Raw genomic sequence first — 22,507 nt, forward strand, 5'->3', positions numbered from 1 at the left:
TCTACGTGGCCAATCACGCCGAGGACCAGGTGGTCATCGTGGACGGCACCCTGGTGCCGATGAGGTGCCCGCCCCGGCAGGTGGTGTCATGCGGTACGTACGGCGGTGGACTGGCGGGCTGGTGCGCTACGGGACGTAAACGATGCGGTCATCGGTTTGGGCATTCCATGTCTCGCTGACCTGAGCGAGGGGCACGGGACGGGCCTGCACGGCGATCGCGTCGGTGTGCACCGCAGCGGCGAGTTCCGGCAGCTCCGCGAGGAAGTCGCGGGCCGGTACCGAGCCGATTCCGCTGCCGCAGATCTGCAGCCGCGACGCGCGCAGCAGCGAGGAGTCGACGGGAATCGTCTGACCGGCGACGGATCCGATCTGGATCCAGTCCAGCGGAGCGCTGCGGTCGCGGCGGGCGGTGATCATCGCGGTCATCGCTCGGGCGGACGGTTCTCCCCACACGTAGTCGATGACAATGTCGACGTCGGCGGCGCGGTCGGCGCGCTCGAAGGTCACTGTTTCGTCCGCGCCGAGGTCGTGCAGTGCCTCGAGCCGGGAAGCGTTGCGTCCGGCGGCGATCACGTATGCGGCACCGAACCGTTTGGCGATCTGCACCGCCATCCGGCCGGCGCTGCCGGTGGCGCCGAGGACGAGGACGCATTGACCCTTCCGGAACGCGATACGGCGACGCAGCGCGACCCAGGACGACATTGCCGGGTTCATCGCGGCGGCGATGCGCACCGGGTCGGCGTCGTCCGGCAGTAGCACGCTGCGGCGGGGGTCGATCACCGTCTGCTCGGCGAGCGTGCCCAGGTCGCTGTCGTCCACCACCGTGTACCTGAGATTTCCGTGCTGGTCGCGTACGACGGCGTCGACGCCGGGAACGAACGGGAACGTGCCGGTGCTGCTGTAGTGCGTGCCGTTCGCCCGAGCCCTGACCAGTTGGTGCAAACCTGCCGCGAGAACGTCCACGACCATCTCGTTCTCCCGCTGGGCGACCGGGGCGGGGTACTCGCTGTACCGCGGCGGAGCGTCGAAGCTGGTGACAACAGCGGCGTGCATGGCAACTCCTCGTATTTGATTGGTATTGCAAACTAAATTGAGTTTGGTTGGTAATGCAAACTATGTCAAGTAGGATCCGGGCATGGGATCTGACGACGCGCTCGAGGACGCTCTCGTCCGGACGTCATTCCGGGTGATGGCCGTGCTCACCCGCATCGGTTCGGAGCACGATCTGTCCCTCACCCAACTGCGGCTGCTCGGCCTGCTGCGCGACCGCCGACCGCGCATGACCGATCTGGCGGCGTTCCTGGGGCTGGACAAGTCCACGATGTCGGGCCTCGTCGAACGGGCAGAGCGTCGAGGCCTCGTGGCGCGGGGCAAGTCGCCGCAGGATCGCCGGGTGGTCGATGTGTTCATCACTCCGATGGGCAGCGAACTCGTGCAACGGGTGCAGGAGGAGATCCACGCGGCCCTCGCGCCCTATACCGCACGTCTAGCTGAGGACGACCGCCAGGTGCTCACACAACTGCTCGATTCCCTTTCGGGAAGGCCAACGGGGGACAACGGGAAAGAAGGGTCGACGAACGCACTGTGAGCCCAGATCAACGCACCGACCCCGATACGGGAACGCCGAGCAGGGAAACACCACCGGCGATCACGGGCCGGGATCGGAGACCGGTGACGGGCCGACCTCGGAAAACAGGCATTAGCTTGTGCGCCAACTCATCTGGCACAGGACAGCGGACCCGTCGTGAATGGCATGCCAGCGCTCGAGCGTGGATTGCTCGCCCGTCAACCGCTTCGGTCCGTGTTCGGCCCAGCAAGCGCTGTGGGCGACGACCGCCTAATCCACTACCCGGCCCAGCCTGTTCGACAGATGCCAGTGATCGGAGGCCTGCACGGCCCCGGGGAGCGCCCGTCGGGCACCCCTGGCATCAGGCGGTAGAGCCGTCGCGCACGATGATCTCGACACCGGGATGTTCGTATGACCATGCCCGCGATGAATCGAGCTTGCGATCGGGCAGCACGTCGATCCATTCGTGGGTGGCGGCGTCGATCATAAGAAACAATCCCGGAGTTCCCTGAGGTCAGAGGCAGCGATCAATCTCCAGGCCAGCGGGTTTCGGTCGATAGAGAGATCATTCGGCTGATTGAGCCTTCTTCAGGCTTTCTGAAGTTCTATCGTCTTCTCCGTCGCTCGTGCATGGATGGTGAAGGCGAGGAGGTTCGGGTGGGATTGGCCGCGGTGCGGGAACTGCGTGATCGCCGGGTTCCGGCGAGCCCGGAGCAGATCGCCGAGTTCGAGACCGATGCGCTGTCGGGCTTCGTACTCGCGCGAGCGGCAGCAGGATTGGCCGACAACACGATTCGCGCCGATTTGTCGAATCTCGAGCAGATCCGGGCGTGGTTCGGGCGCCCGTTATGGGATATGGAACCCGCGGATGCCGACGCATATTTCGGTCGTGTGTTGCGGTCGGCGCCGCGGAACACTTCGCTGGCGCGGGCACAGGCGCTGAAGACCTACTTCAGCTTCCTGGAACTGCGCTATCCAGTCGAAATCCATATTCTGACAGGGCGAGTCGTCGAGTGCCCGATCGACGAGATCAACCGGCCACGCGGGCAGCAGCGCGCCGCGCTGCGGATCCCGCCCAGTGTCGAGCAGATCGACCGGTTGTTCACCGGTTGGCGTCAGGAGCTGATCAGCTGCCGCAAGTTCGCGCCGACGGCCCGCAATTTCGCCGCGGCCCGGCTGATGGCGGATGTCGGGATCCGTGTCAACGAGACCCGCAGCCTCGACCTGGCGGATGTGAAGTGGGATCTGGGCCGGTTCGGCAAATTGCATGTGCGCCATGGGAAAGGGACTCGTGGCAGTGGGCCCCGTGAGCGGATGGTGCCGCTGATCAACAACGCTGACCGGGCTCTGCGCTGGTTCGTCGAGGACGTCTGGTGTTGTTTCGGCGACGACCATCGCCGTCTCGGCGCGCCCCTGTTCCCGTCCGAACGCAAGAACATTGATGGGTCGGCGGCCCGCATCAGCAGTGAAACACTGCGGGCCGCACTGGCGGGCGCGGCCGCACGGCATCTGCCGGAGTGGTCGGATCGACTCACTCCCCATGTCCTGCGGCACTTTTGCGCCAGCCAGCTCTATCTGTCTGGGATGGATCTGATCGCGATCCAGCAGACCCTCGGCCATGTTTGGGTCGCGACCACGATGCACTACATCCATGTCCACCGCACGCATATCGAAGATGCCTGGATCGCCGGCCAGCAACGCGCGGCGGACCGGCTGGGAGGGCTGTTGTCGTGAAATGGAACCTGCGTCTGGCCGCGGCCAACCGTGGTATCTGGAAGGCCAGCGAACTCCAGCGCATGCTCGCCGAGCACGGGCTGACCATCAGCGCCGGGAAGATGTCGGGGTTGTGGTCGACCGACTCGCTGACCAGTATCAAACTGGCCGACCTGGATGTCATCTGCACCGTTTTGAATTGCGAGGTCGGCGAGCTGCTGCTCCCCGAACCCGACAAGGTCAGCCGCCAACCCGACGGCGCGGACGCCGCGCCAGCCGCGCTATCGGCTTCCAGCGGGCAGGTGGTGCCCAAACGCCGGGACGGTCGTTCTCTGCCGCCGATCTGATGGGCGGGATCCGGCCGGACAAGGCGGCGGCCAGTTGCGCGGAGTGTCTGTGCTGGGGCGTGCTGCCCGGCACCTGTTGCCGCTCCTGCTATACCTTCCGCAACCTGCACCCTTCCGGTCGCTGCAACGCCTGCCGTCGGATCGTCCCGGTCAAGGACGGCTACTGCCGCTTGTGTCGGACCCAGGCACTCGCCGCCGCCAAGGCGGCCGGGAAAACCGCAGTCTCCGAACCTTTTCTGCGCGCGGTGCGCTATCAGCAGCTGTTCTTCGCCCGCATGCACCGCGACCATTACCGGGTGCCCGGCAGGGTTCGTCTCGGCAAAGCTGGGACACGCGGCCAGCGGGCCCGCCCGCTCGAGCCCGCGACGACGACGGCTCCGCCTGGGCAGCAGTTGTGCTTGCCGTTGGATCTTCGCCGTGACTACAGCCGGTTCGACCGCAACACCCATGCAGACCCCGCAGATCCGATCGTTATTCAAGCCCGTTGCATCGCAAGAGATTTCGGCGAAGCACGTGGATGGTCGCACTGGCTGATCAAAGCCGTCGGACACGGACTGGTCGTCGTGCTGTCCCGTCGTGTCCCTGGCGAGAAAGTCCGCTATTCCGAACTCGCGACCATCGTTCGCCACCACGGGCGCGTCGCGGAAGTCCTCAACCACCTCGCGCTGCTGGATGACGACCGTGTTCCCGCGTTCGACACCTGGCTCGACCGCAAGCTCGACGGCGTCACACCCGGCATCAGCCGCGAGGTCGAGAACTGGACCCGAGCACTCCAACATGGCGGGCGCCGCACCCGGCGCCGCGACCCGCATACCGGGCGGGCCTACCTCAACTCCATCCGGCCAGCTCTGCTCGACTGGTCCATCCGCTACGACCACCTCCGCGAAGTGACCCGCGACGACATCCTCGCGGTCACGGATGCCTTGCGCGGCAGCCGGCGGCGTCACACGTTGATCGCTCTGCGGTCCCTATTCGCCTTCGCCAAGAAAACCGGTGTCGTCTTCCGCAACCCGACCGCTCGGATCCCGGTCGGGCCGAACACCTACAGCGTCCTGCAGCCCCTGAACCGCGCCGCGATCACCGAAGCAGCCAACGCTGCCACCACACCAGCTGCCCGACTCACCCTCGCCCTCGCCGCAATCCACGCCGCACGGACCACCGACATCGGACGACTCAAACTCGACGACATCGACCTCGGCAACCGCAAACTCACCATCGCCGACCGAACCCGTCCGCTGGACGACCTCACCCATCGGGCCTTGACCGAATGGCTGGCCTACCGCCATACGCACTGGCCCAGCACCGCCAACCCCCACGTTCTGATCAACCGCGTCACCGCTGTCCGCGACATCCCCGTCGGGCGAGTCTGGATCACCAAGGCGTTCTGGGGACTCACCGCCACCCTCGACCGCCTCCACATCGACCGCCAGCTCGAAGAATCACTGACCCACGGCCCCGACCCACTCCACCTGACCGCCGTGTTCGGCATCAGCCCCGGCACCGCCATCCGCTACGCGGCCGCCGCCCGCCAACTCCTCACCACACCCGCCGAACTCCACCAGACCCCCTGAATCAACACGAACTCAAGCACTATCCTCGGTCTGAAAGCCCTCCGGCCCTCGAGTTCCCACTGAAACTCCTTCACTTCCGCTGAACTCCGGGCTTTCGCACGCTGGAATACCGCTGCCCGCGACGCAACGCGAAGTCGTCGACGCCCAGCACTTTCGGCACTGGCCGATTCGGCAGCGGAATACCCAGCAGCGCCCGGATCGCGGTATGACGCGACAACCGGAACGCCATCGCTGACAGCAGCCGCACACTGGCTCGTCCGGCCATCTCGCGCACGACCGACTGCACCTGCTGCGTCACACGTGTGGTGCGACGCTGATGGCGGCCGAGGACACCGGGCACCTGTTCTCGAAACGTCCTGCGGCAGTTCTGTGTTGGGCACACCGGTCGCCGAACTCGGACCCGTGGCATGACGGACCAGCCGTCGACCGGAACGTCGACCACGGTCCGATGGTGACTCGCGTGCAACCGCGTTGATTCTGCGCCGCAGCCCGGGCAAGCGGCTGGACTATCCGGCGTCCGCGCCCGCACCAAGATCCGCTCGCCCTCATCGACCACATCCTGAACCACCAATGGGCGTAACCATGAAAAGACGACGACGGCAGCAACATTCACCAAAAACACCGGCACATCGTGCCGTCACCGGTACCTGATCACCACCGAAAGTGGGCCGTTCATCCGGCACTCCCGTCGAATTCGATAACGAGGCGGGCGAGGGTGTCGGGGGACTCCGATTGGGGGAGATGTCCTGCGTCGGAGATGATTTCGAGGCGTGCCCCGGGGATCGCGTTCGCGTAGGCGGTGGCGTGCGTGAGAGGGATCATGCGGTCGCACTGACCCCAGGTGATCAGTGTTGGGGTGGTGATGGCCGGGAGGCGGTCGAGCAGGGTGGGGTCGGTCATGGCGGTGCCGCCGTAGGTCTGCAGGGTGGCGCGGTTGCCCGCAATGGTGGCGAGTCGTTGCGGGGGAAGGGAATTCATGTCGATGCGAAAGGCGTCGGAGTGGCAGTAGCTGAGGTCGGCGACCTCGTCCATGGTCAGGGCGAAGAAGTCCGCGATCGGGGTGGCTGGGAGATCCAGGCCGGCGGCGTTCGCGATGACCACCCTGCCGACTCGTTCGTTGGACAGCAGGGCGATCTCGGCGGCGATCCAGCCGCCGAGGGAATTGCCGATCACGGTGACATCGGGTAATTCCAGTCGATCCAGCAGCTCCACGTACAGCCGCGCCAAATCGGCAATGGTGGTGAGGGTTTCGGGCCGCGGTGTGCCGTCGAAACCGGGGTGAGTGGGGACGATCACCCGCCGTTCGAAGCGGTCGGCCAGCAACGCGGCGAAGCCGGACACCGAGAGTGGCCCGGCGCCGCCGTGCAGCAGGAGCACTGGCCGTCCATTGCAGTGGTCGGTGACGGTCAGCTCGATGGGTGTGTTGTCGAGGGTGAAGCGGTGGATGGTCATCGGAGTGTTTCCGTTCTTCTGGGCAAGCCAACGATGTAAGCAAGCTTATATAAGGTTCCTTATATCAACAACCTGATTTCGTGGGTTATGATCGGCCGGTGGAACCCTCGTTGCAGCAACTCGGGCAGGCGGTGAAGCGCCTGCAGTGGCGACACCATCGGGAGGCCAATCGTCGGCTGGCCGAGGTGGGCTTGTCGATCGCGCAGTGGGATGTGCTGCGGAATCTGCATGAGCGTCCGGAGGCGTCGCTGCACGAACTGGCGCAGTTGACTTTTCAGACCGACCAGTCGATGGGGACGCTGGCCTCCCGCATGATCGAACGCGGCCTGCTGGAACGCGTCGCCAGCCCCGGACGAGCCGTGCGGCATCGGCCAACGGGTGAGGGGGAGCGGGTGCGCCGCGCAGGCGCGAGTTTGATGGACGAGGTGTTGAAAGAGACCATCGGCGTACTGGATTCGACCGATCGCGCAGTGCTGTACCGCCTGCTGATCGCAGCCGCCGCGGGAGAGTAGTTGTCGCGACAGCAGAGCCAGGGCGTCAGGTCCGAGCACGACCGTTGCTTGACGATCTGCGGCTCGAAGATGCTGTCGCGGTCACGGGGCATGTCGATCCGCCCGTGACCGGTCGCCTCGCCGCCAGGCTCCTCGACCTCGCTTTTCTGCCTGCTGCTGACGTTCGTCGTCGCGATACCGATGGCGATTCTGCTGATACCGGTCACCGCGATGACGAGCGAAGCCACGACGGGATGATTGTCGGAGCAGCGGCGTGATTGTGCTACTTCGTGTCCGTGGCGATCGCAGCGGAAGCTCAGCGCGCACACGACCCGGACGGCGAGCCCAGCGCAGGTGCGGTGGGGACGCCCGGGTTGCTCGCCGATGTCGGTGCCGCAGTGGCGCAGGTGACCGATGTCGGGCTCGTGGGGGGTGAGTCGTGGTGCGTACGATCGCTGGTCACCCACCAGGCGATGGCGGCCACGACGACGAGGACGACGATCCACGTCGGTCCGGGCCGGTTGCGGCTTCGTGGTTGCGAGGCCGGATTGATCCGAGTGGTGGCCGGCCTGGACGGTGCGGGTGTCGCTGTGGGTGCGGCGCGGAGCGCGGCTCGCGCCGCCGTGGCCAGGTCCCCCGCCGTGCGATAACGGTCGTCGGGGTTCTTCGCCATTCCCCGCCCGATGACCGCGTCGAATGCGGCAGGCACCGCTGCCGATGCGGACGGTCGTGGCGGTGGCGCGTTCAAGTGGGCGGTGATCTGCTGCTCGATGCTGTCCCCGGGGAATGGTTGGGAGCCCGTCAAGCATTGGTACAGAACACAAGTCAGGGAGTACACATCCGAGCGGGCGTCGCAGGCGCCGTGCAGGAGCCGTTCCGGTGCGGTGTAGGCGAAACTGCCGATTGCCGCACCGGTGGTGGTCAAGCTGGAGTCGCCGCTGCCGACAGCGATCCCGAAATCGATCAGGTACGCGAAATCGCCCGCGGTGACGAGGATGTTCGAGGGCTTCACATCGCGGTGCACGAGCCCGGCCCGATGCGCTGCGTCGAGGGCCGAGCCGATCTGCCGGATGTACTCCACCGCAGTGTCTTTCGCTATCGGTCCGGTGCCGAGCAGGGCGGCGATGTCGTGACCCTCGACCAGCCGCATGTCCAGATAGAGGCGCCCGTCGATCTCGCCATAGTCGTGGATCGGGACGACATGCGGTTCGCTCAACCGCGCCGCAGCGTGCGCCTCCCGCCGGAATCGCTCGCGATATTTGGGGTCGTGCGCCAGATGTTGCGCCAGCACTTTGAGCGCCACCACCCGATCGGTCTCGGTGTCGTAGGCCCGATAGACCTGCCCCATTCCACCCGCGCCGAGCATCTCGAGCAGCCGGTACCGCCCGAATGGAGTCCCATCCACCCTGTACGACTATCACATCGGAGCCCAGATCTCTCCCCGAATCATCCCTGTCGCAACAATGCTCGCGGACTTCGCCGGAAATCCACCGAAGACACGGTCTCAGGGCGGACGTGGTAAGAATTTTCGAGTGACAAGCAGCCCCGACCCGGATCGTCCAGCGCGGTCGAAGTCACGGAAGGACCTGGTCGAGCGTTCGGCACCCCTGCTTCCCGCAGGCAGTGAAATCCGGCAGGTGTTCATCTGCCAGACCGCGCCCAGCTTCGTCTTCTTCCTCATCACATATCTCACTGGTCTTACGATGTTCTGGAACAAGTACCGTTGCGTGGCAGTCACTCAGAACGCCATATATGTGCTGGAGAGCAGCAAGTTGTCGGGCGGCGCCAAGCCGCAGCAGCTGGTGGGCGCGTTGCCGCGACACACCCAGCTCGGTCCGGTCTCCGGCCTATGGGGGCAGGTGAACATCCTGGGCCAGCGCCATTGGGTCCACAAGCGCTTTCACGACGCAATCGCTGCCGCCGACCATGAGGCCGGCCTCACCCGCTGAAGCACGGGCCGGTCAACCGGTTTCCCGTACTCGACCTGTTCGAAGCCGCCAGGGACATGAGCTTCACTCGCTGCCGCACTCACCCGCTACGAGAAGGTCGCGAAAGCGAAATCGGCGACATGAGACACCGTCTTTGGCCAGCTGAGTTCCTGAGCATCTCCCGTCGTAGCCTTGAACCAGCCAGTGGCTGTGTCGCGGCATCCCGACCAACCGTAGGAGGCGCGTGATGATCTTCATCGTCGTCAAATTCAAGACCAAGCCCGAACGGGCGGACGAATGGCTCGACATCGTCGGCTCGTTTACCGCGGCTACCCGAGCCGAGGAGGGCAACCTCTGGTTCGACTGGTCTCGCAGCGTCGACGACCCGACCGAATTCGTCCTGGTGGAGGCATTCCGAGACCAGGCCGCCGGCAGTGCACACGTCGGCAGCCCTCACTTCAAGGCCGCAATGGCCGAACTTCCCGCGGCCCTCGCGCAGACCCCGCGCATTATCAGTCAGACCATCGATGCCACCGACTGGTCCGAAATGGGGGAGATGACCGTCGAATAGCCGCGTCTGTGAAACGCCGCATCGCAGCCCGGCTTCGCTGGAGTGGTGGGCGTTCTGGCGACTGTCTTGATGACGGTATCGTCAGCGCTCGGATTGGGTGCTGATCGATGGCCATGAGCACCGAGGTAATTCGGTGCGGCTCGCCGGGGATCAGTGGGCCTGGCAGATACTCACCCAGTGTCTTCGGCGAGCCGCCGGTGAGCTGTTCTACGTCGCCGTGGCGCGTGGAAAGCGGCCGTTCCATTGTTGTATGAAGTGCGCCCTGCTGGGCCTGCGACAGCCGAGGCCGGGAGCTGGGGCTGGGTAATCGTCAACCGGCAGCCAAACAGAGGTGCTCTTACAGTGGAATGGTTCTATGTAGCTATGTGCATCTGACGATGTCTTCGGCCGGATAATCGCTCAACGTGCAGGCGAGGCAAAGAGGCCAACAAACGATCGAGCACAGCGACATCGACTACGCGCGCGATCACTGCCTGGCTGTGCCGGTGAATTCCAACGTCGTTCATCGGTGGACCGCGACGTCAGGGAGCAGGTCCAAGTGTTGTTTTCATCGATGAAAAGTGACGTCACCGGATCGGCGTGTCCAAACGGTGAGCGTGTCGGAGGAACACGCCCCGTCGGGTCGTCCGATGGACGGCTCGAGTTGGTCAGACGCTGTCAGTCGGTCACCGTCAGCGCGAGCAGGGCAGCGTGAGACCTCGTGATCACCACGAAGTGATCGACGATGTTCGTGTAGTAGCCCTAGCCCGGTGTGGTGCAGACGGTGAGCCGAGGCTTGTCCCAGACCACGGCGTCGGTGTTCTGGTCGTGGCAGCGGGCAGCGTTCGAGACGCCTTCGTAAACCGCTGTGAGGCGGCTTGTTTCAGGTTCATGCGCGTCGCAGTCGACGCGACGCCTTTCCCTGACATCGGTGAAGTTCCAGCAATCACCGACCCGGAAGTTGTTGGCGAAGCAGTAGAGGGCCAAGCGGACGCCGTCATCGGTGCGATGGTGGTAGGAGACCGCGGCCATCGGATCACCGCATTCCATGCCCGCGGTTTCCGGCGCGAGCTGATACTTCTCCACCAGGCGATAATTCGCCTGTACAGAATCGCAATCGGCGGGTCCGCCGACCTGGTTCATGCGATCGTAGAGGGCGCACTCGCCGATCTCGAGTCCCTCGTAGATGTTCGGGTAAGCGGCGGCGGTGCCCGAGCTCGCCAGGCTCACAATTGCCGCTGCGATGCCGACGGTGAATCCCCCTAGGTGACGACGCATGATGGATTCTCCCCCTTGATGTTTCGAACGATCGGAGATGAGGCTACTCGGCCACGGCGATGTGGGCCCAACCAGGTCATGTCGACTTGTGCGCCGAGCTGCAGAGATCCGGTGTCTTGATCTCGGCGGGGGATTTGTCGATACGGATACCCCGCCAGCTGGGATGACGCAGTCCCTCGGGGGTAGCTTCCCGGTATTCGATATCGGCGACCAACTCGGGCTCGACCCAGTGCGCCAGCACGGCGGCGGCGCGTCGAAAGGTGTGTCGGGGCGGGCGAGTTCGTTCAGGCGGGTGCGTAGACTGCGCCGTCCGGCGATTTTCCATCCGGTCCCGGCGGTGGTGGACCGACACGAGTCTGTCCACCACCAACGGTGACTGCTGGCACGCACCAAGCGCTGAGGGTTCAGGGCGACCAGGGTCCGCGGCCCGGTCATCCGTTACTTTGCCGACCACGTCGGCAATCCTGCAACAGCGGCCGCAGCCTGCGGGGGTTGTCTATCCGGTGTGGACGTGAACGCGGGGCTCGGCGTCGACCAGGCTGGTGAGGGTCGCCCATTCGTCGAGTTCGGCGAGGCGTGCGGTGAGCGCGGTGCGCATACTGTCGGCGCCGGCGATGCCCAGGGCGAGGCGGCGGGGCGGGGTGTCGCCGGCCACGGCTGTGCGGATGGCGGCGGCCACGCGATCGACGCCGGAGAACGCCGATGCCGGCAGCGCTTGGATCGCCAGCAGTAGAGCGCGCACCGTCTGGTCGTAGTCGGCGTGGGTTGCTGTAGCCGTGTCGAGGTTGGACAGGAAAGGCGTTGCGGTGAGGCCGGGCTGAACGAGAGTCACGTGGATTCCGAGTGGCGCCACTTCGGCTGCGAGCGCGTCGGAAAGCCCTTCGACGGCGTACTTGGTGGCTGCGAGCAGCCCGACGCCGGGATCTGCGGTCTGGCCGTAGTAGGACGAGCCCTGCAGGATGTGCCCGGACCGCTGGGCCCGCAGCACCGGCAGTGTCGCGCGCAGCACGTTGAGTACGCCGAAGACGTTGGTGTCGAAGATCGCCCGTGCCTGCGCGTCGGCTGCTTCCTCGACCGCTCCGAAGAGTCCGTAGCCGGCGAGGTTGGCGACGATGTCGATGCGGCCGAAGCGAGCCACGCTCTGCTCGACCGCCTTCGCGACGGCTGTCTCGTCGCGCACGTCTGCCTCGATCGTGAGAAGTCGGTCGGGTTCTCCCAAGTCACAGAGAGTTTCGGTGTGTCGAGCCACCGCGACCACAGTTTCTCCGGCCGTCAGCGCCTGAACTGCGAGCTCGCGTCCGATGCCCGAGGAGGCGCCGGTGATGAACCAGATCGGTGGGGTGTTTCCTGCATTCGTCATGTTGTGAGCGTAACCGTTTAGCTAACAACGTTTCAAGTCGTTTCAGCGCAGATGTTGTGATCAACTGGGTTAGCCGCTTGTCGTGTTGGTATCGTGGAGGAGTGGAGGCGACGCGTGAGGCACCGAAGTGGAGCGATGATGCGGCTGCCTTGGTGTTGCAGTTCGTCAACACCAGAGCCGACGGCGCGGGGCGTGTCGAGGTCTTCGGCACTGCTTCGGGATTCGCGGACTGGGCGATCGAGCATGGCCTGGTCGACGCCGCCATCGTGGTGACCGACTCCGACGCGGTGGCTGCGCGTGAGCTTCGCGACGCATTGGTCACGGTGCTGCTGACACACTCGGGTGATCCAGATATCGGTGACGCCCAGATCGCCGAGGCGGAACGGTATCTGCTGCAGGCCGGTGTGCGCTATCCGCTCACAACGGTCGTCACCGCGGAAACGGCTCAGCTTCTCGCCGGATCGACCGGTGTCCCCGGCGCTTTGGGTGCCGTTCTCGCCGCGGTGACCGAGACGGCGCAGCGCGGGGACTGGATGCGGATCAAGGCATGCTGCAATCCGCCGTGCCACTTCGGCTTCATCGATCGCACCCGCAACCGGGCGGCGCGCTACTGCAGCCCCGGATGCGGATCGCAGGTGTCGATGCGCGCTCTTCGGCAGCGCCGCAAGCAAGCCAGCTCCTGAAGGACTCGGTCCACCAGAACATCGACCGCTGCGGCAATGCCGGCCAGAGCATCGAGAGCCGCCAGATCAGGTTCGGAGCCAGCGCGGCAAGCGTTCCCGCCGACGACAGGCGTCGCGTGAGACCCGACGCCTGTCACTGCGGCAACCACCCGACTGCGCAAGGGGCACCCCGCCGTCCCGGATGAATGGCTTACGACGGCTGCCGGGTCGGCATGATCGTGACCTGCTGCAGGTTCACGTGCGCGGGCTGGGACGCCAGGAAGTTGACGGCCTCGGCGATATCTTCCGGATCGAGCCAGGTCATCGCCTGTTTCGAACTCTCGAGCCATTCGTGGGCGCCGGCGTCGGTGACGTGGCTCTGCAGTTCCGTGCCGACGATGCCCGGCTCGATCGCGGAGACACGAACATCCTTGGCGCCGAGTTCCGCGCGCAGGGTCCGCGACAGGTGCGTCACGTAGGCCTTGGTGCCCGAGTACACCGCGAAATTCGGGAACAGGTTCTGCGCGGCGATCGAGGACGTGTTGACCAGGTCGGCCACGCCCTTGTCCGCGGCCGCGGCGATCAATTGCGGTAGGAACGCGCCGATGGCATTCATCAGGCCGGTCACGTTCAGATCGATCTGCTGCTGCCACTGCTCGACCGGCAGCTCCTCGACGGGTGCGGGCAGCATGACACCCGCATTGTTGAACAGCAGATCGGCGGTACCGAGTTCGGCGGCCACCCGCTCGGCCGCGGTGCGCAGGGCCTGCGCATCGGTGACGTCGACGGTCAGGGCCAGCGCCGTCCCGCCCGCCTGTTCGATCCCCTCGGCCAGGAGTTCGAGCCGATCGGCCCGGCGTGCGAGCACGGCCACCGCCGCCCCGGACGCGGCCAACCGCTTGGCAGTGGCCGCGCCGATGCCGCTGGAGGCACCGGTCACCACGGCAACGCGGCCGGCGAGCGGGGAGGTGTTGTGAGTAGTCATGGGTGTGATCTCTCCTGTGTGTCGTCCGCGGCGGATGCGCCGCGCATTCGATACAACAGCGGGAACAGGGGCCGCGGCCGGCCTAATTGCGCCTTGCTCGACCTAGGTTCGGCGAACCTGGGTCCAGCAGACCGACCTTGGTTGCGATCTGTGGCTGCCGTGTCCGTCAGACTGGATCCATGGAGCACAATGCCGAGCTGAAGGAGTTCTTACGCACCCGCCGCGCGCGCCTGAACGTCGATGACATGCAGATCGGCGGCACGGGCGGGGTACGCCGAATGCCGGGGCTGCGCCGCGAGGAAGTTGCCCAGCTCGCCGGGGTGACATATCGGTTACGCACTCCTCAAATGCTCGCCTGAGCCGGTGAGCGGTGACAGGTGGGCGTGAGCGGAAAGTCTCACGCAGGTGGCGTGGTCGCGGCGCGCCGGATCCCGCCGAGCCGGTCTGTGGACGACATTGTTCGCCGCGTCCACGACGGAGACGGCCCGTTGCCCCTCACCGAGCCCGCCAGCTGCCACGCTGGCGGGCTCGTTGCAGGCCAGCGCTTTCGGCCACGAATCCCCGAACTCGCGTCAGCCGCTGGGCGATTCCGCGCGGTCCGAAGCAACCAGCGCTGGGCTATGGAAGATCAACTGGCCCTACTCCTCTGGGTCGGCCAAACGCACCATATTGCCGATTTCAGGATGGGTCGAGTTGTCCCTGGCTGGTTACTGTCGTGCGCGGCTGGGCTTTGGCGCCGATCGGTCACCAATCAGCGCTCAGTACTCCGCAGGGCAGGCTGAGCGTGCGAGCGAGAAGGTGCTTCCGGCAGGCGTGGGACTTTTTCGTGCAGTGACAGTCCAAGTACGACCCTGGTTCCGGTTGCGACTATTTCAGCCATTCCGCGTATGCCTGCCAACGTCAGCGCGACAGACCGGAACGTATGGGTGCGCGTGTCCGTGACCGGGATACCCGCGATACGATCCTCCAGCCAATTCAGACTCATCGGCGTCGACAAAGGCAGCAACGTGAAATGCTCGCTCAAGCTATCGCGCACATAGGTGACCGTGGCACCTCCTCGGCGATATCGGTCGACCTGGCCCTCGACACACTCGAGGTGGACGACTTGGTCGTGCACAGGCTGGATCACCAGCAGCGGGCAGGCAGGCGTCCTATGACCTAATCGGAGATCGCCGAGCATCGATTGCAGGTCCGGTTCGGCCAATATCTCGGCCAATGGCCGACGGAGGAAGTCGTCGACATTCTGACTGGCCAGCCGCCAGATCGCCGCCACGGGAGTCATCCTGGCCGCCTGTTCGAGAAACTCGAGTCCTTCGGGGCTGAGGTTCTCGTCGATGATTCGATCCAGAATGGGGTAGATACGACGTATCGCCGCGATCACGATTGCCCCGAAACCCGCGAAATATCCACCGTTGAGACGCGCGAACACTTCACCTGGATCCCCTACCGGCGCACCGAGGACCGCGCCGACGATATCGAGCTCCGGTGCATAAGTCGGTGCCATCTCCGCTACCCAGGAACTCGCCATACCGCCGCCTGAGTAGCCCCACACCGCGACGGGGGTATCGATGTTCAATCCGAGAGGCCCGAACCTGAGCGCTGAGCGTATTCCATCAAGGACGCGGTAGCCAGGCTCGCGAGGAACCCCGAAGTTGCCATGCAGCCCTTGGTGGTCGGCGATGCTCACGGCCCAACCGCGACGCAGGGCGTTAGCGACCAACATCCACTCCAGCTGGGTGACAGACCCCAGTGCTCGCGCGCTACGTCTCAGCGCGTATGAGGGTGCACAGCGGTCAGTGACCGCGTCGATAGCGGACTGGAAGGCCAGCAGAGGTCGGTTGGTTCCGCGGGCCGCGCCGTTGGGAAGCATTACGGTGGTCACCGCTACCTCCGGCTGTCCGTGCAGATCGTTGCTGCGGTAGAGCAGTTGCCAGGCCGAAACCTGTTGCGGAACAACGCCCATCAGTGCAATTTTCACGGGTCGGCTGCGCAGGATCGTGCCGGGTGGATGGGCCGCAAGGTTGGCTGGTGCACGCCAGAACGCATCCTGTGACGGTAGCTCTGGTCGGTCCGTCCCCGGGACTGGCGACCAGCCGAAGAATCGTCCTCGGACAGTGGTCATCGCGAGCTCCTCGTATCATCCCCGCATCGGAGGATCTGTTGATGGGAATGATCCGGACCGCTCACCGCAATAGGTCAACCCGACAATGGGGTTGATCTGGAGTCATCAATTGGTATGTTGCGCAACGGATTACCCGCTGTACGACGCGATCAAGGCATCGTAGACGGAGGCTTCGACCCGCGGGCTCATTCAGCTCGTGCTGATTCGAGGATCCAGCCGGCTGCCCTCGCCGTGTGGGCCCGACCGGCATTGCCGACGGCCTGTGAGCAATGGCCCACGCGGGTGGACGTCGCTGCCGTCCAGGGTCAGCTGGTGGCTGAGAGTACGCGGGCGGCTGCAAATTTCGCGCCCGCCTCAGTGGAGCCGTCGACGATGTAGGCGACGTGATCCAGAGCGCTCACCCCGTTGTTGCACACCGGATCTCCGGAAGCGCAGTAGTCGGCCCACTTCGGCGAGTATGTGGGACTGCCGGCGGCAATGGTCTTACCTGTGAGCCGAATCGGGTTACCGAAGGTCACGACGGCGACGACGCGCGAGGCAAGCGAGGCGGGGATGGCTGTGCCGGAACCGAGGACGGTCTTGATGCCAGCCGCGATGTCGGTCACGGTAGCGCCCTGGGAGTATCCGCCGATGACGAAACGCGTATTCGGGCATCGCGCCGCCACTGAAATGACATGTTCGGTCATTTTCGTTGCTCCGGATCCCGCGCTGAGCTGGGCGGGGTCGGCGAGATAGTCGACAGCGTAGGTGGTTACAGATTTGCCGGGCAGTTCGGCGATGAGAGCTTGGGTGAACGGGCCGCCGACAATGCCGAGGCCGGGCAGCTCCAGGGTGCCACGTGCGAAGGTGACATCGACGTCTGTGCACGAGGCCGCCGATGCGGTCGCCGCGCTGAACGGGAAGCCCACCGTGGTGCCTGTGATCACGAGCCCAGCCACAGCGACCAACGCGGCGGTCCATCGGGTACGGCGCTCCGGCGCCGACCTAGCGACCATCCTCGAAATGGGCGCTGCGGTAACAGATTCGAACTTCAAGGTGGTTCCTTCACGTTGAGGCGCGTGGTGCACCGGTGATCGGGTGCTACGAATCTATGCGTCAGCCTCGAACGGGAGCTATGCCCGATAGCAAAGGAATTCAGCGATCTTTTGCGGTGCGATGAGTGGAATATCGTGCCAGTGTTTGTCATCCGCGGACAAGGGTGGCGCGCTCTTTTGTCACCGATGCAAGTCAGCCGGTGACCGTACTCGCTGTCGGGAAGGGGACGGCCTGGAGGGCGAGAATCAGCTCGAGCCGCGTTTGCGGGTCGTAGAGCGCGTCACCGAATTGTTCCTCGAGCTGCCGAAGCCGGTACCGGACCGTCTGCGCGTGGACATTGAGGCGGACGGCTGTTTCAGCGACATTGCTCCCGAGGAGCAGCCACATCAGAAGTGTCTCGCAGAGGCGCGCGCGCTGAGCCTCCGGCAGCGCGCTGATGGGGGCGAGGGCACGCGCGTTGAGGTGGCGCAGAAGTTGTTGGTCACTGTGCAGCAGCAGGGTCGAGAGATGATCTGCGCATCGCAGGATGCCCCCGCCGGGGAGGATGCCGTTCTCGGTTAGGCGCAGAGCACGTGTTGCCCAGCGCAGTGAGTTCGCTGCCTCGGAAAGCGGCACGGTCGGGCCTATCGCTGCTGGGCGATGGCGCAGTGCGAGGGTCAGGGCCCGCTCGCTGATTCGCCCTGAGTTCGGGTCCGGAAGCAGTAGCCGCGGTGGGTGCGCATCCATATCAGTTAGGGCGTCGAGCAGTGTCGGCGTCGGGTTCTCGCGGATATCGTCCGAGTCCCGTGCTGCGAGAACCACGACGGCGACATGTTCGGGTATGTTCCATCGAGCGCTGTGGGCCAGCTCGCGAATGACATCCGGCGATGTGGGCGAGTCACCGATCAGCAGATCGAGCAGATGCCGACGGCGGCGTTCCAGTTCGTCGGAGTCGCGTAGCCGCGCCTCTGCGTAGCCGGCCGACGCCGCCTCGGCGACTTCGTGGACCGTGCGAAACGCCAACTCACCCAGCGTCGAGACCACTGCGGAGTCCAGCCCTACTTTCTCTACGGTGCGGCCCATCAACCGCCAGGCATGCAGGCCTCCCACCCGTAGCGCCGATTGCACCGCTTCCAGGCTTCGGCCTTCACGGGCCGCATTCCACCCCAGTTCGTAGTACGCCGCCATAATCTCCTGATCCTGGCCACGCGATTCGGCGACATACTCGACGAACAGGGTCAGCGCCTGGACCACACCGATGCGGAGTTTGTCGCCCAAGGCATGTTCGGCCTGGGCATACTCCGGGACCTGGGCGCGGACGGCGTCCTCGACCTCGGCGGCTACGGAACCGAGCTGATCTCGCAGCCGCTGGGCCAGATCAGGTGGAACCCACACGGCCGGAAGGCTCCGCGAAGCAGGTGCAAGTGTCGGTGCACCGTTGGTCCGAATGCGGTTCATACCCCTGAATTCTCGTTGATGACGTGCAGTGTGCACGCCCGCGGTCGCGGCGGAGACCGCGCGGTAACCGTGGAATCAGCATGATCGTGTTTGCCCTTGCCCACTCCGGATACAGGACGCGGTGGCCGTGTCCTTTGCTGGCTCCGATTGCCACTCGATGTTCGGGTCGGACTCACCGGTCACTCGCGGGGCGCGGCATCTGCGGATGGCTGTCGCCGTGCTGTGTGGCCGCGGCAACAGAGCAGCCCCGTTCCTGTCCTGGTTCGGGAAGGAACGGGGCTGCTGGCGTCCGGCTACACCTTGGTTGCCGCGAATGCGGCTGCCGCTGCGGCGTCGTTGCCGTAGAGGAGGTGAGCGGCGCCGTTCAGGCCGCCGGCCTGGCATATCGGGTCCCCGGAGGCGCAGAAGTCGCGGGTGCGGCTGGCGTAGGTTCCGGTGACGCTCTTCCCCAGGGCGCGGATCGGGTTGCCGAACAACAGCAGTGCGGCGACTTTGGGTTCGATCGCGGTTGGGATCGTGGCCGCGATGTCACCTCCGACCACAGCGCCCGCGCTGCTGATGCCGATCGAGTTGTCCACTACGTTGGCGCCCTGGGAGTAGCCGATGAGGATGAAGCGTTGTTGCGGGCAGGCTGCTGCTTGGCTGCTCAAGTGGTTGACCAAGTCGCGGTTGCCTTGCTGCACCGACCAGGGCTGGATGAGGCTAGCAGGATAGTCCACCGCATACGAGCTGGTGGTCTTGCCGGTCAAGGCCTTCTGCAGTGCGGCATACAACGGCTCGCCGATGATGCGACCCAAGCCCTCGGCTTCGAAGGTTCCCCTGGCTGCGACCACGTCGATATCGGTGCACGTCGCGGCCGCGGTCCTGGGCGATGCGGTCGTGGTCGGTGCCGGTGCGGCGGTGGACGGTGCCGTGGTCGAAGGTGCGGTCGTGGACGGGTCCGCCGTTGCCGAAGCCATAGCGCCACCTCCCAGCATCAAGACGACTGCACACACCTGCGCAACGTGGCTGAACCTGTTGCGCGGGAACGACTTCCAATTGCCCATAGCGAATCACACTTCTTCGTGTCGACCTGAGGAGGGTCCCCGATCCGCTTCTTACTAAGCGGTCGGTCACCTCGTGACGCGGATCACCGTACTGGCGGGTAATACGACCGTCAACGATCTGCTTCGCCGCGAATCTCCAGCTAAATTGGAGCCAATCCTGTTGGCACCGAGGATGAGTCGTTACGTTGGGACTCGTGGGAATGAAGCCGACACCAGCAGAGGAAGCCGCGAAGGCTCTACCGGGCCTCCTCAACCGGTCGCTGGAACAGCAGATCGAGCGGCATAGATTCCCTGCGGGCTATCGCCGGATATTTCACGTCGCGATCGAAGCGTTCGCCGAACGCGGCTTCTATGCGACAACGACCCGCGAAATCGCTGCTAGGGCGGGACTGAGCCCGGCTGCGATCTTTGTCCACTTCAAGACGAAAGAAGAGATACTGCACCGGATTGCGGTCGCAGCCCTCGACCTCACCGAAGAAATTTCGGTCTTGGCGGCAAACAGCTCGCAGGTACCCACCGACCGCCTGCGCGCACTGGTCTGTGCGCTCACCGCGTGGCTCGCCCACCACGGAGCGTCGGTACGGGTGGTGCTCAATCAGCTCGACGCGTTGACCCCCGAACATCAAGCCGAGATCTTCGACAAGCAGCGGGCACTCAACCAACTCGTGCGCGACATCATGACCGACGGCGTCGAACGCGGCGAGTTCGATGTCCCCGACATCGCCACCACCAGCATCGCGGTGCTGTCGATTTGCGTCGACACCGCTCGCTGGTACCGACCCGGCCATCACCGCACCCCCGTCGAGCTCGGTGACCACCACGCAAAAACCGCCCTGCGCATGGTCGGCGCGAGGGAAGCGCGCCAGCCCGCGGAATGAGGATTCGGCCGGCGGGTGTCGTGGCAGTCCAAATGGAAACCGTGTTCGGCGCCCGGCACTGAGCGTAGATCGAAGTAGCGGCTCGCCCCGCCTCGGTCGCGCTCTTGACTTGCCGTCGGGAAACCTTGAAGTCCCGAGATCAGGCGCGGGATCGTGTCAGTCCGCATCAGCTCGACGGGTGATCCGCAGCTCCGGCTACATGGAGTGCGGAGATGGTACGACTCGCTGGGGTGACATATCGGTTACACACTCCTTAGAGCATTCTGACCTATTCTGGTGCATCAGAACTTGCACAACCGTTGGACCTGCTCGCCCTGTCACAGCCCTGATATGTCAACTGACACCGGCTTCGGTGTTCAGGTACACCACGAGATCGCGGGGCAGGCCGTGGGTGTCGTGCAGGTAGTGGTAGTCGTCGTCGGTCAAGGGTTCAGTGAAACGGCTGTGGGACAATACCTTTCGTCCGCGCTGGAGCAGCAGATCGAATTTGCGTTCCTCATCGAGCAGGATGGTGCGCACCTCGTGGGAGTGAACAGATTGCCGGAAGTTCCCGAGGGTGTGTTCCACCAGCTCGATCGGCAGGTCGGACAGGGTGCGGGTCGGATCGTCGCGCCACAGCGTGGTCAGGGTGCGGCGGATCAAACGGCGGAGTACATGACCGCGACCGGACGGGGATGGGGTGACCCGGTCGCCGAGGACGACGATGCTGGATCGCAGATGGTCCGACAGCAGTCGCAGCGACGGTTCGTCCAGCGGGCTCCAGATTCGGGGCAGGGTGGTCAGCCAGGGCTGGAAAACGTCGATCTCGAAGACGGACTGCGTGTTCCCCAGGATTCGCACCAGCCGTTCCAAACCCAGGCCGGTGTCGATGCCCGGCCGACACATTGGTTCGAGGCTGCCGTCGGGATGCCGGACGTATCGCATCATGACGTGATTCCACACCTCCACCCACCGGTTATCGGATGTCGGTGTGCCCTGCGGCATTTCGTCTCCCGTCCAGACGAAGATCTCGGAATCGGGTCCGCAGAGTCCGGTCGGGCCGTTGGACCACCAGTTCTCGTCAGTGGTCGGTTCGACCGGTAGGCCCAGCTCATCCCACGTGCGCCGCGACTTGTGGTCGGGCTCGACCTGTTCGTCACCGCCGAACACCGTGACGTATATCCGGCCGGGGTCGATGCCGAAGCCGTCGCGCAGCAGTTCGAATCCCCAACGCAGGCTCTGCGGGCCGCCGTAGTCGCCGAGTGACCAGGACCCGAGCATTTCGAACACGGTGAGGTGGGTGTCGTCACCGACCTCCTCGAGATCGGTGGTGCGCAGGCATCGCTGCAGGCTGGTGAGTCGCTGGCCCAGCGGTTGGGGTCGGCCCATCAGATATGGGGTCAACGGGTGCATCCCGGAGGTGGTGAACAGCACCGGATCCCCCGGCGACGGAATGAGCGATCCGCCCGGCGTGAGTTCATGCCCGCGTTCGTGGAAGAAGTCGAGGAAGGTCTGAACGGTCTGGTCTGTGGTGATCATGGTGGTTGCTCCATCGATGTGAAATCGACCGGAAGCGACCGCACATGGCAAGTCCGGCAACAAGACCGACGCGCACCAGCGGACCGTTTCCGGTCGCCGGCATGGGAGAAGAGGTCAGGCGGCAGCGACCAGCGAGCTGAGAGCTCGTGCGGCCGCGGCAGCGATTCGTGAATTGACCTTCATGACTGCATGGTAGCAACCAGGCCCTGCGAAGCACGACCCATTTATCGGCCGATGGAGTGATCAGGCACCGGTCAATTGCAGGATGAGGCGCACATCGGTGTAGCCGGGTGGTGCTGGGGTACTCACGTCGCTGCCAGTCCCGCACGCGCACAGCGTCAACGCCGCCGTGACGCACACAGAGCCGAGAACCTTCCCGAATCCGAGCATTTGTCCTCCAACAGCTTGGCGGACCTCATGCTAGGCAGCCCCGGCCAGGGCACACGTCACCCCGAGAGCTAACTGACACACCGTCTTTCGATACTCGAGGGCCAACCACGCGGTGATGTTCATACCAAATTCCAGGGACGGTCGATCCGTCCGGCAACGGCTGCGGTCGCCGGTCCG

General features: G+C 64.8%; 24 protein-coding genes and 1 pseudogene. 11 read left to right on the top strand and 14 right to left on the bottom strand.

What is annotated here, in order from left to right; all coding sequences use genetic code 11:
• Window positions 1–126: 126 nt before the first annotated feature.
• Window positions 127–1,053 carry a zinc-binding dehydrogenase gene (locus tag AC3ERS_RS35925; protein WP_431972613.1) on the bottom strand — a complete coding sequence of 309 codons (927 nt, stop codon included), beginning with the start codon at window positions 1,051–1,053 and terminating at the stop codon, window positions 127–129.
• Between the two features lie 82 nt (window positions 1,054–1,135).
• Here AC3ERS_RS35925 and AC3ERS_RS35930 point away from each other — a divergent pair, with 82 nt between their 5' ends.
• On the top strand, window positions 1,136–1,588 hold the full coding sequence (locus AC3ERS_RS35930) for a MarR family winged helix-turn-helix transcriptional regulator (RefSeq protein ID WP_431972614.1): 453 nt from the start codon (window positions 1,136–1,138) through the stop codon (window positions 1,586–1,588).
• A 340-nt stretch (window positions 1,589–1,928) separates the two neighbouring features.
• Here the strand turns inward: AC3ERS_RS35930 and AC3ERS_RS35935 are convergent, their stop codons facing one another.
• Window positions 1,929–2,054: a hypothetical protein gene (locus AC3ERS_RS35935; protein WP_431972615.1), complete on the bottom strand. Its 126-nt coding sequence runs from the start codon at window positions 2,052–2,054 to the stop codon at window positions 1,929–1,931.
• A gap of 170 nt (window positions 2,055–2,224) precedes the next feature.
• Between AC3ERS_RS35935 and AC3ERS_RS35940 the strand changes: the two genes are divergently transcribed.
• From AC3ERS_RS35940 to AC3ERS_RS35950, 3 genes are read left to right on the top strand one after another with little or no spacing between them, the layout of a single operon-like run.
• Window positions 2,225–3,301: a tyrosine-type recombinase/integrase gene (locus AC3ERS_RS35940; protein WP_431972616.1), complete on the top strand. Its 1,077-nt coding sequence runs from the start codon at window positions 2,225–2,227 to the stop codon at window positions 3,299–3,301.
• Window positions 3,298–3,627, top strand: coding sequence for a helix-turn-helix domain-containing protein (locus AC3ERS_RS35945; RefSeq protein ID WP_431972617.1), 330 nt, complete (start codon window positions 3,298–3,300; stop codon window positions 3,625–3,627). Before AC3ERS_RS35940 ends, AC3ERS_RS35945 begins: the two co-directional genes overlap by 4 nt.
• Complete coding sequence (locus tag AC3ERS_RS35950) at window positions 3,627–5,198, top strand: hypothetical protein (RefSeq protein ID WP_431972618.1); 1,572 nt, start codon at window positions 3,627–3,629, stop codon at window positions 5,196–5,198. The genes AC3ERS_RS35945 and AC3ERS_RS35950 overlap by 1 nt, the downstream gene beginning before the upstream one ends.
• A gap of 97 nt (window positions 5,199–5,295) precedes the next feature.
• Here the strand turns inward: AC3ERS_RS35950 and AC3ERS_RS35955 are convergent.
• Window positions 5,296–5,826: pseudogene (locus AC3ERS_RS35955) on the bottom strand (transposase); the annotation flags it as partial.
• A 44-nt stretch (window positions 5,827–5,870) separates the two neighbouring features.
• Complete coding sequence (locus AC3ERS_RS35960) at window positions 5,871–6,650, bottom strand: alpha/beta fold hydrolase (RefSeq protein ID WP_431972619.1); 780 nt, start codon at window positions 6,648–6,650, stop codon at window positions 5,871–5,873.
• Between the two features lie 98 nt (window positions 6,651–6,748).
• On the opposite strand from AC3ERS_RS35960, the gene AC3ERS_RS35965 reads away from it, so the two are divergent.
• Together AC3ERS_RS35965 and AC3ERS_RS35970 are read left to right on the top strand one after the other, a co-directional pair.
• Complete coding sequence (locus AC3ERS_RS35965; protein WP_431972620.1) at window positions 6,749–7,162, top strand: MarR family winged helix-turn-helix transcriptional regulator; 414 nt, start codon at window positions 6,749–6,751, stop codon at window positions 7,160–7,162.
• 44 nt (window positions 7,163–7,206) lie between these two features.
• Window positions 7,207–7,419 (top strand): hypothetical protein, encoded by a 213-nt coding sequence (locus AC3ERS_RS35970; RefSeq protein ID WP_431972621.1) that lies wholly within the window; start codon window positions 7,207–7,209, stop codon window positions 7,417–7,419.
• Between the two features lie 38 nt (window positions 7,420–7,457).
• Here AC3ERS_RS35970 and AC3ERS_RS35975 read toward each other — a convergent pair whose 3' ends face one another.
• The gene (locus AC3ERS_RS35975; protein WP_431972622.1) at window positions 7,458–8,546 is read right to left on the bottom strand and encodes a serine/threonine-protein kinase; all 1,089 of its coding nucleotides are present in this window, start codon (window positions 8,544–8,546) and stop codon (window positions 7,458–7,460) included.
• A 127-nt stretch (window positions 8,547–8,673) separates the two neighbouring features.
• Here AC3ERS_RS35975 and AC3ERS_RS35980 point away from each other — a divergent pair, with 127 nt between their 5' ends.
• Together AC3ERS_RS35980 and AC3ERS_RS35985 are read left to right on the top strand one after the other, a co-directional pair.
• Complete coding sequence (locus AC3ERS_RS35980) at window positions 8,674–9,090, top strand: hypothetical protein (protein ID WP_431972623.1); 417 nt, start codon at window positions 8,674–8,676, stop codon at window positions 9,088–9,090.
• A gap of 226 nt (window positions 9,091–9,316) precedes the next feature.
• Complete coding sequence (locus AC3ERS_RS35985) at window positions 9,317–9,640, top strand: putative quinol monooxygenase (RefSeq protein ID WP_431972624.1); 324 nt, start codon at window positions 9,317–9,319, stop codon at window positions 9,638–9,640.
• A 741-nt stretch (window positions 9,641–10,381) separates the two neighbouring features.
• Here the strand turns inward: AC3ERS_RS35985 and AC3ERS_RS35990 are convergent.
• The 3 genes from AC3ERS_RS35990 to AC3ERS_RS36000 form a co-directional block, all read right to left on the bottom strand.
• On the bottom strand, window positions 10,382–10,762 hold the full coding sequence (locus tag AC3ERS_RS35990; RefSeq protein WP_488186881.1) for a hypothetical protein: 381 nt from the start codon (window positions 10,760–10,762) through the stop codon (window positions 10,382–10,384).
• A 211-nt stretch (window positions 10,763–10,973) separates the two neighbouring features.
• Complete coding sequence (locus AC3ERS_RS35995) at window positions 10,974–11,222, bottom strand: ATP dependent DNA ligase (protein ID WP_431972635.1); 249 nt, start codon at window positions 11,220–11,222, stop codon at window positions 10,974–10,976.
• A 171-nt stretch (window positions 11,223–11,393) separates the two neighbouring features.
• Window positions 11,394–12,257 carry an SDR family NAD(P)-dependent oxidoreductase gene (locus AC3ERS_RS36000; protein WP_431972626.1) on the bottom strand — a complete coding sequence of 288 codons (864 nt, stop codon included), beginning with the start codon at window positions 12,255–12,257 and terminating at the stop codon, window positions 11,394–11,396.
• Window positions 12,258–12,358: 101 nt separating this feature from the next.
• Between AC3ERS_RS36000 and AC3ERS_RS36005 the strand changes: the two genes are divergently transcribed.
• Window positions 12,359–12,940 carry a CGNR zinc finger domain-containing protein gene (locus tag AC3ERS_RS36005; RefSeq protein WP_431972627.1) on the top strand — a complete coding sequence of 194 codons (582 nt, stop codon included), beginning with the start codon at window positions 12,359–12,361 and terminating at the stop codon, window positions 12,938–12,940.
• 190 nt (window positions 12,941–13,130) lie between these two features.
• Here AC3ERS_RS36005 and AC3ERS_RS36010 read toward each other — a convergent pair whose 3' ends face one another.
• The gene (locus AC3ERS_RS36010; protein WP_431972628.1) at window positions 13,131–13,904 is read right to left on the bottom strand and encodes an SDR family oxidoreductase; all 774 of its coding nucleotides are present in this window, start codon (window positions 13,902–13,904) and stop codon (window positions 13,131–13,133) included.
• Between the two features lie 179 nt (window positions 13,905–14,083).
• On the opposite strand from AC3ERS_RS36010, the gene AC3ERS_RS36015 reads away from it, so the two are divergent.
• Window positions 14,084–14,263 (top strand): hypothetical protein, encoded by a 180-nt coding sequence (locus AC3ERS_RS36015; RefSeq protein WP_431972629.1) that lies wholly within the window; start codon window positions 14,084–14,086, stop codon window positions 14,261–14,263.
• A gap of 392 nt (window positions 14,264–14,655) precedes the next feature.
• Here AC3ERS_RS36015 and AC3ERS_RS36020 read toward each other — a convergent pair whose 3' ends face one another.
• The 4 genes from AC3ERS_RS36020 to AC3ERS_RS36035 form a co-directional block, all read right to left on the bottom strand.
• Window positions 14,656–16,026 (bottom strand): lipase family protein, encoded by a 1,371-nt coding sequence (locus AC3ERS_RS36020; RefSeq protein WP_431972630.1) that lies wholly within the window; start codon window positions 16,024–16,026, stop codon window positions 14,656–14,658.
• 305 nt (window positions 16,027–16,331) lie between these two features.
• Entirely contained in the window at window positions 16,332–16,934 is a 603-nt protein-coding gene (locus AC3ERS_RS36025) for a cutinase family protein (RefSeq protein WP_431972631.1), read from the bottom strand.
• Between the two features lie 319 nt (window positions 16,935–17,253).
• Entirely contained in the window at window positions 17,254–18,435 is a 1,182-nt protein-coding gene (locus AC3ERS_RS36030) for a PucR-like N-terminal domain-containing protein (RefSeq protein ID WP_431972632.1), read from the bottom strand.
• 356 nt (window positions 18,436–18,791) lie between these two features.
• Window positions 18,792–19,544, bottom strand: coding sequence for a cutinase family protein (locus AC3ERS_RS36035; RefSeq protein WP_431972633.1), 753 nt, complete (start codon window positions 19,542–19,544; stop codon window positions 18,792–18,794).
• A gap of 200 nt (window positions 19,545–19,744) precedes the next feature.
• Here AC3ERS_RS36035 and AC3ERS_RS36040 point away from each other — a divergent pair, with 200 nt between their 5' ends.
• Window positions 19,745–20,422, top strand: a complete 678-nt coding sequence (locus AC3ERS_RS36040) for a TetR/AcrR family transcriptional regulator (protein WP_431972636.1) — start codon at window positions 19,745–19,747, stop codon at window positions 20,420–20,422.
• Window positions 20,423–20,755: 333 nt separating this feature from the next.
• Here AC3ERS_RS36040 and AC3ERS_RS36045 read toward each other — a convergent pair whose 3' ends face one another.
• The gene (locus AC3ERS_RS36045) at window positions 20,756–21,940 is read right to left on the bottom strand and encodes an alanine--tRNA ligase-related protein (protein ID WP_431972634.1); all 1,185 of its coding nucleotides are present in this window, start codon (window positions 21,938–21,940) and stop codon (window positions 20,756–20,758) included.
• Window positions 21,941–22,507 lie beyond the last annotated feature (567 nt).

Source organism: Nocardia sp. bgisy134 (assembly GCF_057708325.1).

Bases quoted from the DNA above. Each gene is read 5' to 3' on its own strand.
- AC3ERS_RS35985 (WP_431972624.1), top strand. From the start codon at position 9,317: ATGATCTTCATCGTCGTCAAATTCAAGACCAAGCCCGAACGGGCGGAC.
- AC3ERS_RS35935 (WP_431972615.1), bottom strand. From the start codon at position 2,054: ATGATCGACGCCGCCACCCACGAATGGATCGACGTGCTGCCCGATCGC.
- AC3ERS_RS36045 (WP_431972634.1), bottom strand. From the start codon at position 21,940: ATGATCACCACAGACCAGACCGTTCAGACCTTCCTCGACTTCTTCCAC.
- AC3ERS_RS35950 (WP_431972618.1), top strand. From the start codon at position 3,627: ATGGGCGGGATCCGGCCGGACAAGGCGGCGGCCAGTTGCGCGGAGTGT.
- AC3ERS_RS35990 (WP_488186881.1), bottom strand. From the start codon at position 10,762: ATGAACCAGGTCGGCGGACCCGCCGATTGCGATTCTGTACAGGCGAAT.
- AC3ERS_RS36035 (WP_431972633.1), bottom strand. From the start codon at position 19,544: ATGGGCAATTGGAAGTCGTTCCCGCGCAACAGGTTCAGCCACGTTGCG.
- AC3ERS_RS35930 (WP_431972614.1), top strand. From the start codon at position 1,136: ATGGGATCTGACGACGCGCTCGAGGACGCTCTCGTCCGGACGTCATTC.
- AC3ERS_RS36040 (WP_431972636.1), top strand. From the start codon at position 19,745: ATGAAGCCGACACCAGCAGAGGAAGCCGCGAAGGCTCTACCGGGCCTC.
- AC3ERS_RS35995 (WP_431972635.1), bottom strand. From the start codon at position 11,222: ATGGAAAATCGCCGGACGGCGCAGTCTACGCACCCGCCTGAACGAACT.
- AC3ERS_RS36020 (WP_431972630.1), bottom strand. From the start codon at position 16,026: ATGACCACTGTCCGAGGACGATTCTTCGGCTGGTCGCCAGTCCCGGGG.
- AC3ERS_RS36010 (WP_431972628.1), bottom strand. From the start codon at position 13,904: ATGACTACTCACAACACCTCCCCGCTCGCCGGCCGCGTTGCCGTGGTG.
- AC3ERS_RS36000 (WP_431972626.1), bottom strand. From the start codon at position 12,257: ATGACGAATGCAGGAAACACCCCACCGATCTGGTTCATCACCGGCGCC.
- AC3ERS_RS35925 (WP_431972613.1), bottom strand. From the start codon at position 1,053: ATGCACGCCGCTGTTGTCACCAGCTTCGACGCTCCGCCGCGGTACAGC.
- AC3ERS_RS36015 (WP_431972629.1), top strand. From the start codon at position 14,084: ATGGAGCACAATGCCGAGCTGAAGGAGTTCTTACGCACCCGCCGCGCG.
- AC3ERS_RS35960 (WP_431972619.1), bottom strand. From the start codon at position 6,650: ATGACCATCCACCGCTTCACCCTCGACAACACACCCATCGAGCTGACC.